General features: G+C 51.0%; 9 protein-coding genes. 7 read left to right on the top strand and 2 right to left on the bottom strand.

The annotated features are described in order from the left end of the window. The 6 genes from ATY27_RS15305 to ATY27_RS15280 all read left to right on the top strand — a co-directional run bounded on the left by ATY27_RS15305 (position 1) and on the right by ATY27_RS15280 (position 10,650). Positions 1-2,319, top strand: coding sequence for an MMPL family transporter (locus tag ATY27_RS15305; protein WP_208931486.1), 2,319 nt, complete (start codon positions 1-3; stop codon positions 2,317-2,319). A gap of 271 nt (positions 2,320-2,590) precedes the next feature. Further along, positions 2,591-7,429, top strand: a complete 4,839-nt coding sequence (locus ATY27_RS15300) for an NAD-glutamate dehydrogenase (protein WP_208931485.1) — start codon at positions 2,591-2,593, stop codon at positions 7,427-7,429. A gap of 83 nt (positions 7,430-7,512) precedes the next feature. Beyond that, positions 7,513-8,523, top strand: coding sequence for a quinone-dependent dihydroorotate dehydrogenase (pyrD, locus tag ATY27_RS15295; RefSeq protein WP_208931484.1), 1,011 nt, complete (start codon positions 7,513-7,515; stop codon positions 8,521-8,523). 102 nt (positions 8,524-8,625) lie between these two features. Continuing rightward, on the top strand, positions 8,626-9,159 hold the full coding sequence (locus ATY27_RS15290) for a cell division protein ZapC domain-containing protein (protein WP_208931483.1): 534 nt from the start codon (positions 8,626-8,628) through the stop codon (positions 9,157-9,159). Positions 9,160-9,277: 118 nt separating this feature from the next. Then, positions 9,278-10,393 (top strand): 1-acyl-sn-glycerol-3-phosphate acyltransferase, encoded by a 1,116-nt coding sequence (locus ATY27_RS15285; RefSeq protein WP_244151327.1) that lies wholly within the window; start codon positions 9,278-9,280, stop codon positions 10,391-10,393. Further along, complete coding sequence (locus ATY27_RS15280; RefSeq protein WP_208931482.1) at positions 10,393-10,650, top strand: DUF2960 domain-containing protein; 258 nt, start codon at positions 10,393-10,395, stop codon at positions 10,648-10,650. The genes ATY27_RS15285 and ATY27_RS15280 overlap by 1 nt, the downstream gene beginning before the upstream one ends. 28 nt (positions 10,651-10,678) lie before the next feature. Here the strand turns inward: ATY27_RS15280 and ATY27_RS15275 are convergent, their stop codons facing one another. Then, positions 10,679-11,137 (bottom strand): DUF192 domain-containing protein, encoded by a 459-nt coding sequence (locus ATY27_RS15275; protein WP_208931481.1) that lies wholly within the window; start codon positions 11,135-11,137, stop codon positions 10,679-10,681. 123 nt (positions 11,138-11,260) lie between these two features. Further along, positions 11,261-12,379, bottom strand: a complete 1,119-nt coding sequence (gene ald / locus ATY27_RS15270; protein WP_208931480.1) for an alanine dehydrogenase — start codon at positions 12,377-12,379, stop codon at positions 11,261-11,263. Between the two features lie 148 nt (positions 12,380-12,527). Between ald and lrp the strand changes: the two genes are divergently transcribed. Then, complete coding sequence (gene lrp / locus ATY27_RS15265) at positions 12,528-13,010, top strand: leucine-responsive transcriptional regulator Lrp (RefSeq protein WP_208933512.1); 483 nt, start codon at positions 12,528-12,530, stop codon at positions 13,008-13,010. The last annotated feature ends 44 nt before the right edge of the window (positions 13,011-13,054 follow it).

Here is a 13,054-nt window from a genome sequence, read left to right as displayed (position 1 = left end):
ATGAGTGCAAATCGTTTTATCAATAAATGTGAATATGCCTTGTTCCGCCACCGGGGTCTGGTGGTGATCACGTTCGTGCTGGCGACTTTGTTTTTGTTATTTAAAGCCAGTCAAATCAAGTTGGATGCCGCCTTTACCAAAAATATCCCGCTGGCACACCCCTATATGCAGACCTATATGAAGCACGCCAAAGACTTTGGTGGCGCTAACAATATTCTGATCTCGGTCTGTGATACCTCTGGCAATATATTTAACCCGAATTTCTTTGAAACCTTCCGGAAAATTCACGATCAGGTGTATTACATGCCTGGTGTGGACCGGGTGTTAGTTAAGTCCTTATTCAGTCCGAGCACGCGGTTTGTCGAAGTCGTGGAAGACGGCTTTGCCGGTGGTCCGGTGATCCCGGCCGATTTCACCGCCGATGAACGCGGCCTGTCGATAGTCCGGCAAAACGTGGACAAGGCCGGCATTGTCGGCCGGATGGTCGCAGATGATTATAGCTGTGCCATGGTGACTGCCCAGTTGCAGGAAGTGAACCCGGATACACTGGAAAAACTGGATACAATCGCCTTTGCCAGTCAGTTAGAGGCCGATGTCCGCGGCAAATTTGAGAATGACAAAGTCACGGTCCATATCATTGGTTTTGCCAAAATGGTCGGTGACGTCGCCCAAGGCGCGAAGGGCGTGCTGGTGTTTTTTGCTGTGGCGATCTTCATCACCGCATTAATGGTCTATATGTTCTCGCGCTCGATGAAGCTGACCTTGCTGCCGATTGGCTGTTCGCTGATCGCCGTGATCTGGCAAATGGGCCTGCTGACCGTGGTCGGTTTTGGTATAGATCCGATGTCCATTCTGGTGCCTTTTCTGATCTTTGCTATTGGTGTCAGCCATGGTGTGCAGATGATTAACGCCACCGGCAAAAATGTCGCCGCCGGTCTGAATGCCAAAACTGCAGCCCAAGCCAGTTTCCGCAAGTTATTAATTCCGGGCGGTATTGCACTGTTATCGGATACCGTTGGTTTTTTAACCTTGCTCGCGATTGATATTGGCGTGATCAGAGAGCTGGCGATCACGGCGAGCCTTGGCGTTGGCGTTATTATCCTGACCAACCTGATTTTGCTGCCAGTGCTGATGTCTTACATTCGTTTTAGCGACAAATACGTGCAGGCAGTGTCAGCACCGACGCCAAAAGCGGATAAATTCTGGTATGCGCTGTCCGCCTGTACTGAGCGGAAGATTGCGGCACCGATTTTATTGGTAACGGCAGCGCTGTTTGTATTCGGCTATCAGCAAAGTAAAGAGCTGAAGATTGGTGACTTGCATCCTGGCGCGGCCGCATTGCATGCCGATTCGCGTTACAACCAGGATACTTTCCTGATCACTGACCGTTACGCCATTTCAGTTGACTACATCAATGTGATGGTAGAGACCGATGCCAATGGCTGTACTTTCCATCCCATTATGGAAAAAATTGATCAGTTCCAATGGCAGATGGAAAACGTACCGGGCGTACAAAGCGCCGTCTCGCTGGCGTCAGTGTCAAAAACCATCAACGCTGCCTTTAACGAAGGTAACGTGAAATGGCGGGTGCTGCCACGCACGACTGAATCGCTGGTGCAATCATCAAGCCGCGTCGAAACCAGTACCGGCTTGTTAAACCCAGACTGCTCGGTGATGCCGGTGATTTTGTTCCTGCAGGATCACAAAGCGGAGACTATCGAAAAAGTAGTGGCCGAGGCCAAGCGCATCGGTAAAGAACTCGGCACTGACCAGACCAGGTTTATGCTGGCATCCGGTCCGGTTGGTGTGATGGCGGCAACCAATGAAGCGGTCGCTGCGGCGCAGGATCCGATGACCTGGTATGTCTATGCTGCGGTGATTGTGTTGTGTTTGCTGAGTTTCCGTTCGCTACGGGCTACTACGGCGGTGATTGTGCCGTTGTATGTGGTGACGATGCTGGCGACCGCGCTGATGACTTATCTGGAAATTGGTCTGACCGTATCCACGTTGCCAGTGATTGCACTGGGGGTTGGTATTGGTGTCGATTACGGGATTTACATCCTGACCAATATGACGCAGCCGCTGCGCGATGGTGTGCCGCTGCGTACCGCCTATTTCAACGCGTTGAAATCCACCGGTAGTGCCGTGTTGTTTACGGCGGTGACACTGGCCATCGGCGTCAGCACCTGGGTGTTCTCGGCGCTGAAATTCCAGGTAGATATGGGCATCCTGCTGACCTTTATGTTTGTGGTGAACATGCTCGGCGCGGTGTTTGTTTTGCCGGCACTGGCTGCGTTTTTCTGGCCACAGCGTAAATAATCCAGGCAGAAGCTGCCAAATTGCATAAAGATGCAAAACGCATCTTTATGCACAATTTCTAATAAAAATGGCCGAAAGGCCATTTTGTTATTTAATCCCGCTGAATATCTTGTCAAATCTGGCTTTTACGACTGGTACAACCAGACAGAAAGGCAGAAATAAAGCTCGAAAAGCACTACAATTCTCAATAAACTTCGCACCTGACACGCTCTGTACACTATGCACAAATGTCCTGCTCCCCCCCGGGCGGTGACAAAACAAGGATACAAAAATGGCACTGATAGACGGTCAACCATCTGTACTACTACAAAACGTAAGCAAATTAATTCGTCAGAAAGTCAAAGATCAGGTCGACCTGGTCGAAAAGTTCGCTTTTACTCTGTATGGCAATGTCGCGCATGACGATCTGGTTGGTCGGATTGACAGTGATTTGTACGGCGCGGCGCTGAGCCTGTGGCAGACGTTTAATTCTCACCAAAGCGACGACGCCATGATCCGGGTGTTTAATCCTGAGATCGCTAAAAATGGCTGGGAATCCAAGCACACTATCGTTGAGCTGGTGATCAAAGACATGCCATTCCTGGTGGATTCATTGCGCATCGCGCTGAATCGCCACAACATCACCGCACACCTGTTATTGCACCATCCGCTGCAAACTTTCCGCGACGACAAAGGCAATATTACCGAATTCCATAAACTCGGCACTAAAACCAATCCATCGACCAAACAGACGGTGTTCCATGTCGAAATCGACCGGATGACCGATAAAACGGCGATGGAACAACTGACCGCTGAACTGAGTTCAGTGATGCAGGATGTGTCGCTGGCCGTGATTGACTGGCAGCCGACCCGGGCAAAACTGGAGCAGGTCATTGCTGACTTACCAAAGAACGCCGGTCCCGCTTCGGCCGAACAACTGCAACAGGCGACCGATTTCCTCAACTGGCTGGTAAAAGACAACTTCACGTTGCTTGGTTATCGTCAATACGCCATTGTGCCGATTGCCGGTGATTATAAAATCGAAGGCATTGCTGACAGCGCTTTAGGCCTGATGCGTCGCAGCACGTCACGCGATTTGATGTTAAGTGACTTGCCGGATGTGGCGCGTAAACAGGCACTCAGTTCAGATTTGTTGATCCTGACTAAAACCAATAACAAATCCCGCGTGCACAGACCGGCCTATATCGACTACATCGGCATCAAACGATTTGACGCCAAAGGTCAGGTGGTCGGTGAGGACCGCTTTATCGGTCTGTACTCCAGTTCCTTGTACAACAACAGCGCAGCCGATATTCCACTGTTGAAAAACAAGCTGGCCAAAGTGATGGAACAGTCGGGTTTTGCCGTGGGGACTCACGCTTACAAAGCCCTGCTGAACATTCTGGAAACCTATCCGCGTGATGAGCTGATCCAGGCTGATCATGATGAGCTGCTGGATGTGGCCACTGGCGTGCTGCAGATGCAGGAACGGGACATGACCCGGTTGTTCCTGCGTAAAGATGCGTTTGGCCGCTTTGTCTCGGCCATGGTGTATGTCCCGCGCGAACGTTATAACACCCAGCTGCGTAAAGACACCCAGAAGATCCTGCAAGGTTTCCTTGGCAGTGATGAGCCGGTGGAATTTACCACTTATTTCTCTGAATCCGTGTTGGCACGCACCCATTATTTTGTGCGGATCAACGACAGCACAGTCGAGTTCAATGTGAAAGAAATCGAACAAAATCTGATTGAAGCCGCCCGTACCTGGGAAGATAAACTGGCCACCGCATTGGTCGGCAGTTTCGGTGAAGTGCGCGGCCGTGAACTTGGCAACAAATACCTCAACGCATTCCCGCGCGCGTACAAAGATGAAATGTTACCCAATGACGCGCTGGTTGATATTGCCAAACTCGAAGCGTTAAGTGCGGACCATCCGCTGGAAATGCTGTTTTACCGGCCACAGGAAGAAGCTGCAGACAGCAAAGCGGTGCGCTTGAACCTGTTCCACAAAGACCGTCCAATTCACCTGTCTGACGTATTACCGATGCTGGAGAACTTTGGTCTGCGGGTTATCGGTGAAACACCATATGCTGTGCGTTGCCCGGATGGCTCGGTCGGCTGGGTACTGAATTTTAGTATGGAAGTAAACGGCGCTATGCCGGCTGACTTTGAAAAAGCCCAGCAGTTGTTCCAGGATGCTTTTGATAAAGTCTGGAAAGGCGATTTGGAAGACGACGGTTTTAACCGCTTGATTTTAGGCGCTGGTCTGACTGGCCGCGAAGCCTCATTACTGCGTTCTTTTGCCAAATACAAACGCCAGATTGGCGGTACATTCAGCCAGGCATATATCGAATCGACTTTTGGCCGTTACCCGCAGCTGGCCAATTTGCTGGTCAAACTGTTTAACAGCAAATTTGATCCGGCCGCCACAGCGACAGCAGAAGCAACTGCAGCAATCGAAGCAGAAATTCTGGCGCAGCTGGAACAAGTGGCGAACCTGGACGACGACCGGATCATTCGCCGTTTCCTGGCGATAATTCAGGCGATTGTCCGCACTAACTACTTCCAGAATGCCGCAGATGGCAGCCAAAAGCCTTATATTTCGTTTAAAGTCCGGCCGTCGCAGATCCCGGATATGCCGTTGCCATTGCCATTTTTTGAGATCTTCGTGTATTCACCGAAGGTTGAAGGCGTGCATTTACGCTTTGGTAAAGTAGCGCGCGGTGGCCTGCGTTGGTCAGATCGTCGTGAAGACTTCCGCACCGAAGTGCTGGGCCTGGTGAAAGCACAACAAGTGAAGAACACTGTGATTGTGCCGGTTGGCGCGAAAGGTGGTTTTGTCTGTAAAAAATTACCAACAACCGGCGGTCGCGAAGCCTGGCTGAACGAAGGCAAAGCCTGTTACCGTACCTTTATCCGCGCATTGCTCGATATCACTGACAACATCGTCGCCGGCGCCATTGTGCCGCCGAAGTCAGTGGTGCGCCTCGATGAAGACGACCCGTATCTGGTGGTTGCTGCCGACAAAGGCACCGCGACGTTCTCCGATATCGCCAACGGCATTTCACTGGAATACAACCACTGGTTAGGTGATGCTTTTGCTTCCGGTGGCTCGAATGGCTACGACCATAAAGGCATGGGCATCACGGCGCGTGGTGGTTGGGAATCGGTCAAACGTCACTTCCGCGAAGTTGGCATTGACTGCCAGAGCACTGATTTTACCTGTGTGGGGATCGGTGACATGGCGGGCGACGTATTTGGTAACGGCATGCTGTTATCTGAACATATCCGCTTGCAGGTCGCGTTTAACCACATGCACATTTTTGTCGACCCGAATCCGGTTGCGGCCAGCTCATTTGTAGAGCGCCAGCGCATGTTTAATCTGCCAACCTCGACCTGGGACGATTACAACAAAGAGCTGATCTCTGAAGGCGGCGGCATTTTCCTGCGCAGTGCCAAGTCGATCAAACTGACACCACAAATGCAGCAAATGCTCGGTGTGACCGTTGCCAGCCTGACGCCAAATGAATTTATCCGTGCGTCGCTGATGATGGACGTTGACCTGATTTGGAACGGTGGCATCGGGACTTATGTCAAAGCGTCTGATGAAACGCATGCTGAAGTTGGTGACCGTGCTTCTGAGCCGCTGCGCGTCAATGGTAAAGAAGTCAAAGCACGCATCATCGGCGAAGGTGGTAACCTCGGCACCACACAACGTGGTCGTATTGAATACGCGATGAATGGCGGCCGCATCAACACCGACTTTATCGATAACGTCGGTGGTGTGGACTGTTCAGACAATGAAGTAAACATCAAGATCCTGTTAAACGCGCTGGTTGCCAGTGGCGATATGACGCTGAAGCAGCGTAATGATCTGCTTTACAGTATGACCAATGACGTCGCAGATATCGTGATCAGCGACTGTTACCGTCAGACGCAGTCTATTTCTGTGTCAATGCTGCTTGGCGCAGAACAACTGAAAGAATACACCCGCTTTATCCACGCGCTGGAAAAAGACGGCAAACTAAACCGTGAACTGGAATTCCTGCCAACGGATGAAGCGCTGGCCGAACGCATGGTCAAAGGTCAGGGGCTGACGCGTCCGGAAATGTCGATCCTGACAGCCTATGGCAAGATGGTGCTGAAAGAACAACTGGTGACGCCAGAGGTGTCTGAAGCGCCATATTTCAAACAGCTGTTGCTGGGCGCTTTCCCGAATGTGTTGGTAGACAAGTTTGCCGCTGAAATGGAAACGCACCCGCTGAAGGCCGAGATCATTGCGACCAAACTGGCCAATATGCTGGTCAACGATATGGGCGCAAATTTCGTGCAGCGCATGATGGAAGAGACTGGCTCCAGCGTATCGGAAGTGGCGATCAGCTACGCCATCTCGCGTGAACTGTTTGACCTGCCCGGGATTTGGAGCAAGCTGGAAGCGCTGGATACCGCTATTCCGGCTGAACTGCAAACCCGTTTGCTGTTCCAGTTACGTCGCACCATGCGCCGTGTCACCCGTTGGTTCCTGCGTCACCGCAATAAGTCACTGAGCATTGCTGACACTGTGGCATTTTTTAAACCTGCGCTTGACCGCGTCAGCGTGAAACTCGATACATTGCTGGCTCGCGCCGAGGCCGATTCATTGTCGCTGTACGCGCAAAAATTGCAGGAACAACAAGTACCTGCCGAAGTTGCCCGTTATATGGCGCAGCTCAGTACTGTGTTCTCGGTGATGGATATTGCTCAAGTCGCTGCTGCTGAACAAGCCGATTTGTTATTGGTCGCTGAGATTTACTTTAAGCTCGGTGACAAGCTGGATCTGCATTGGTTCCTTGAGCAAATTACCCAGCAACCAGTGGCGAACCACTGGCAGGCGCTGGCCCGTGCCTCGTACCGCGAAGAGCTGGACTGGCAACAACGTGCCTTAGCGCAAGTGGTCGTCCACAGCTGCAACGGCAACTGCGTGGCCGAAGATGTGGTCGGCAACTGGCTGGTGGCTAACGACAGTGTGTTAGCACGCTGGCGTCTGATGCTGGCTGAGTTCAAAACTACGAAGAGCCATGAGTTTGCCAAGTTCTCGGTGGCGCTGCGTGAGCTGATGCTGCTGAGTCATCACTGCGATTCTGTGAAGTAAACGCCGTAAATAAATGCTTCTGTCCATGCTGACAGACAGGTAAAATGCCCCGCAAATTGCGGGGCTTTTTTTAAGGACTTTTTATGTTTTATCAGTTGGCGCGTTCAGTCATGTTTCAGACGGATGCGGAAAAATCGCATCATTTTGCTCTGGCTAGTCTGAAATTACTGCAGCACACGCCGCTGCAGGCTTTATGGTCCCAACAGATCCCGTCAAAACCGGTCACAGTTGCCGGCATCACTTTTGCGAATCCAGTAGGCCTTGCCGCCGGCCTGGATAAAAACGCTGACTGCATCGATGCATTTGCGGCGATGGGTTTTGGATTTATCGAAGTCGGCACCGTGACACCACGGCCGCAGGCTGGAAATGACAAACCGCGTTTGTTCCGTTTGCCGCAGGCAGACGCCATCATCAATCGGATGGGGTTTAACAACAAAGGCGTGGATTATCTGGTCGAGAACGTGAAAAACAGCCGTTATCAAGGTGTGCTTGGCATCAATATCGGTAAAAACAAAGACACGCCGAACGAACAGGGTAAAGATGACTATGTCGCCTGTATGCGCAAAGTCTATCCGTATGCGACTTATATCACCGTCAACATTTCCTCGCCAAATACACCAGGATTGCGTGATCTGCAGTTTGGCGAAGCGCTGTTTGAACTGCTGGTTGCAGTCAAAAATGAGCAGCTGGATCTGGCCACCAAACACGGTAAATATGTACCGGTATTTGTCAAAATCGCGCCGGATATGGATGCGGTGGCGGTAGAGCAGGTGGCCGAGACATTGTTACGCAGCAAGATGGACGGCGCTATCGCCACCAACACCACGCTGGATAAATCAGCTGTTGCAGCGATGACGCATGGCGCAGAGATGGGCGGTCTCAGCGGTCAGCCGGTCCGGCAGAAAAGCACGCTGGTGGTCAGTCAGTTGCGTCAGGCGATCGGGCCAGACTTTCCGATCATCGGCGTCGGTGGTATCGACAGCGCGGCAGCTGCGCAGGAAAAATTCGCTGCCGGCGCGCAGCTGGTACAGGTGTATACCGGTTTTATTTATCAGGGACCGGCACTGATTAAACAGATCGTCAGCGCCTTATAACGATCCTGATCTGATCATGCATCGCTAGTGCAAAATGATATTTAACTGCTTGATCCGTTTCGGATATAACGCTGTTATCGCCATTTTGTATCTGGAAAAATCGTGACTGACCCCATCGAACCCAATTTCGACTGGCACTGGTGCTGGCAGCAAGATCAGCTGCACCTGCAGACGTCTGCTGGTTTGCACTGTACTGCACTCAGTCACTCTGCAATTAGCCGCAGTGCAGTGGCCGCTGCAGCCGATGCGTTTACGCTGGGTCAGGCGGAGATTTACTGGCAGTGCCTGTTTGCGCTGGAGCCGTTGCACTGGCCGCAGCAGGCTGTGTTCGCTGCCTGTGTTGATGCGGTGGCCCAGCTGGAATTTGGTTTGGCCTGTGCCCACAAAAGTTTTTATCTGCAAAGTCAGCACAGCAGTTGTCATCCGCAACTCTTTGATTTAGTGGAACTCTGTGGCCGCAATCGGGCATTGGCAATTGTGCTGGCGGCTGACACCAGTCAATGTCGACTGATGCTTCTGTCAGAACTTGATACGCTGACCGGACGTGTATTTCATGCTGGTCATAGTTTTAGCAGCTTGCACGACCGGTTGACACCTTACCATCCGCCTCAAACACCACTGCGTAAATTAGCCTGATCTGGTCGGAGATCTGCTGCTTTTGCCGAAAACATCAGCGGTTTTGCAGATTAATGCTAGGCAGTTGGCGGCAGATAGGTAAAAATACGCCGTTTCTGAGCCCATACAGGTAGACCGCGTGAACACTGAAGTGCAGAATTTTGACGAGATCCGGCCGTACTCCGATGCCGAAGTGCCTAAGGCTGTCGAACAAATCATTTCAGATCCTGAATTTACTGCCGCGATTATCCGTTTTAAGTTTGGCAAAGCCTTTGGCGGTCTCAGCAAAGTACTGAGTCCGTTGTTAGGCTGGTATCTGCGCCGGCACTGGCGAAAATTGCAGACCGTACAGGATGTGCAACGCTATGTATCGGGTTATCTGGCACAGGCGCTGAAGCACACCACTGACGGCGTCAGCTGCAGTGGGCTTGATACTTTGCCAAAACAGCAGTCCTATCTGTTTGTCTGCAATCACCGGGATATCGCGATGGACCCGGCTTTGGTCAATTGGTGTCTGCACGAGCATGGCTTTGATACCGCCCGTATTGCCATTGGTGACAATCTGCTGAAAAAGCCTTGTGTCACCGCGCTGATGAAACTGAATAAAAGTTTTATTGTGCGTCGCAGTGCCAAAGGTCCGCGCGAAATGCTGAAAGCGCTGAGCCAGCTTTCCGCTTATATCCGTCATTCCTTGCAGCAGGGTCAACACATCTGGATCGCACAAAAAGAAGGGCGTGCCAAAGATGGCTTTGACCAGACTGATCCGGCCATTCTGAAAATGTTTTATATGGCCGGTAAAGCCGAAGGCCAGGAGTTTGCCGCTTACATGCAGCAACTGAATATTGTGCCGGTAGCCATTTCTTATGAATATGATCCCTGTGATGAAGCCAAAGCGCTGGAGTTATATCAGCGGGCGGAAGACGGTGGTTACCAGAAAGCTGAATTCGAAGATATTGATAACATTATTAAAGGGATCACCGGTTATAAAGGCCGGATCCATCTGCATTTTGGTCAGGTGATTGATAGCGGATTTAGCAGTCCGGAACAGCTGGCAGAACTCATTGATAAACAAATTTATCAGGGCTACAAAATTTATCCGGCCAATCAGTATGCCGCCGGTGAGCCGGTATCAGACGAACAGGCGGCTGCAAAATTTGCCAGTCGCCTTGCCCATATGTTGCCGGAGATCCAGAGTTATGCCCGCACTATGTATGCCAATCCGCTGAAAAATTTTCATAAAGTGCAGGAAGAATAATGGCCCGTCACATCACCTATACCTTCAAAGGGCAACAACGACAGATCGCTTTTAGCTATGACAAATTCCACGACGTATATGAAGCGGTTGCGGCTGCTGAAGGCATCGATCTGCAGAAATTTCTGCAAATGGAACAGCAAATAGCCGCGACCACCAAACACAAGTCCGCGATCAAAGAATTTCGGCTGAGTGAATTTAAGCGAATGGGTTTTGCCAATATCTATTTACATAAAGACGATACTGAACAGACTCCATAACCGGTCGTGCCTGCCTGCCCGGCGCTAATCAGTTGCCGGAATGACAGCTGGTGGGTAACGCCTGACAACTGCGGATTTTTTGCCCAACTTTCACGCCGTTGGCGGCAAACCAGCCTTGTGGCATTTCCAGCGCAGCAATTACATCGCCGGGTGATTCATGCAAATCTTCGCTGTTGGCGGCCATCGCCTGTATTTTACTGATCTGCCAGTCTGGATTGATAAACGCTACATCGAGAGCTGTTGGGGTATTTTTCATCCACAAAGTCATAGGTCTGGGCGATTCGTATAATAGTAACATGCCATTGAGTACCGGAGCCTGTTCCATCAGTCCTCGCATACGCCGTTCAAGTGTATCGGCCAGTTGCACTTGTAGTGACTGACTGCCCGCTTTTAAAGGAATTAACGGAAACACCGGCTGCTCGGCCTGGGATTGACCAACCTGACAAACCAATAGTGGTAATACGCACAACAAGTTGCTCAATCGCATCGCAAATACTCCATCATTTTCTTTTATTGTGCCGTTGGCAAAGGCAGAAAAGCAATGCGTCTGGCAGACAGCAGATAGCATAAAGCCGGGTTTCCCCGGCTTAATGCTTTACAAAGTGCCGATTTACGCAGTCAGTGCCTGACGCGGGTCGACATAACTCAGGTTCAGCGCTTCAGCAACGTGCTGATTGACGACCTGGCCATTGATCACGTTCAGACCGTTCAACAGATGTTGGTCGTCCAGCAGTGCCTGTTTATAACCTTTGTTTGCCAGTTTAATGATAAATGGCAAAGTGGCGTTGTTCAGAGCGAATGTCGAGGTGCGTGGTACTGCACCCGGCATATTCGCAACACAATAATGCACCACATCATCGACGATAAAAGTTGGTTCGGCGTGTGTAGTGGCGCGAGAGGTCTCGACACAGCCACCCTGGTCAATGGCGACGTCGACAATAGCAGAGCCGGCTTTCATCTTGCGGATATGCTCGCGTGTCACCAGTTTTGGTGCAGCAGCACCCGGAATTAACACACCACCAATGACTAAATCGGCTTCCAGAATGTGTTTTTCTAACGCGTCGGCAGTGGAGTAGATCGCTTTGACGGCGCCGTTAAATTGCGCGTTGATACGACGCAATACATCCACAGAGCGGTCCAGTACTACAACATCAGCACCCAGGCCAATCGCCATTTGTGCCGCATTGGTACCGACCATACCACCGCCGATCACCACGACTTTGGCTGGTTCAACACCAGGCACGCCGCCTAACAACATGCCACGGCCAGCACAGGATTTTTCTAAGGCACGGGCACCGGCCTGGATTGACATCCGGCCAGCCACTTCAGACATTGGTGCTAATAAAGGTAATCCGCCACGGCCGTCGGTCACCGTTTCATAAGCGATACAAATTGCTTTTGATTTGATTAAGTCTTCAGTTTGCGGCAGGTCTGGTGCCAGGTGTAAGTAGGTAAACAGGATTTGGCCTTCACGTAACATGGCACGTTCAACGGCTTGAGGCTCTTTTACTTTGACGATCATTTCTGCGACAGCGAAAATCTCAGCGGCAGAATTCAGGACTTTAGCGCCGGCAGCCTGGTATTCGGCATCGCCGCAACCAATACCATCGCCTGCGTTGTGTTCAACATAAACAGTGTGGCCATGCGCCACCAGTTCACGCACGCTGGCTGGAGTCATACCGACGCGGTATTCGTGGTTTTTAATCTCTTTTGGTACGCCAATAATCATAAAATTCGCCTTTCTGAGCTATTGTAGGGGGAGGGATATTTTTCGCTAGTATAAAGACATAAATGTAGAATTGCTGGTTGTTTTAATTTGATTACGCAGCATAATGTATCGTGAATGAAAAATTAACAGGATAAGTGACTTGCCAGCGATGACACAGCCAAACGGGCGCAAACTGGACCGTATTGATCGGAAAATTCTGACCGAATTACAAAACGATGGTCGTCTTGCCAATGTTGAATTGGCGAAGCGGGTAGGGCTCAGCCCGACACCATGCCTGGAGCGGGTGCGTAAGTTGGAGCAGGAACAGTTTATTCTTGGTTATAACGCCAGAGTCGACCCTAATAAAGTTGGTGCGGCCTTGCTGGTGTTTGTTGAAATTACCCTGAGCAAAACCTCGCCTGAAGATTTTGATGAGTTCAATAAAGCGGTGCAAAAACTGGATGAAATTCTGGAATGTCATCTGGTGTCCGGCAGTTTTGACTTTCTGTTAAAAACCCGGGTCGCCAATATGGCGGCCTATCGGGAATTGTTGGGTGAGACCTTGTTGCGCCTGCCCAGCGTCCGAGAAAGCAGAACTTATGTCGTGATGGAAGAAGTCAAACAAACGACTTTTGTTGCGGTGCGGGGCTGAAACCGGCAATACTGGATAAAAAATCAGCAAAGGCCAGTCCGGTG

The organism is Rheinheimera sp. F8, from assembly GCF_001518915.1.
Note: the sequence above shows the minus strand (reverse complement) of the source record. Positions and strands in the feature narration are given on the sequence as shown.

Bases quoted from the DNA above. Each gene is read 5' to 3' on its own strand.
- ald (WP_208931480.1), bottom strand. From the start codon at position 12,379: ATGATTATTGGCGTACCAAAAGAGATTAAAAACCACGAATACCGCGTC.
- ATY27_RS15300 (WP_208931485.1), top strand. From the start codon at position 2,591: ATGGCACTGATAGACGGTCAACCATCTGTACTACTACAAAACGTAAGC.
- ATY27_RS15305 (WP_208931486.1), top strand. From the start codon at position 1: ATGAGTGCAAATCGTTTTATCAATAAATGTGAATATGCCTTGTTCCGC.
- pyrD (WP_208931484.1), top strand. From the start codon at position 7,513: ATGTTTTATCAGTTGGCGCGTTCAGTCATGTTTCAGACGGATGCGGAA.
- lrp (WP_208933512.1), top strand. From the start codon at position 12,528: ATGACACAGCCAAACGGGCGCAAACTGGACCGTATTGATCGGAAAATT.
- ATY27_RS15280 (WP_208931482.1), top strand. From the start codon at position 10,393: ATGGCCCGTCACATCACCTATACCTTCAAAGGGCAACAACGACAGATC.
- ATY27_RS15275 (WP_208931481.1), bottom strand. From the start codon at position 11,137: ATGCGATTGAGCAACTTGTTGTGCGTATTACCACTATTGGTTTGTCAG.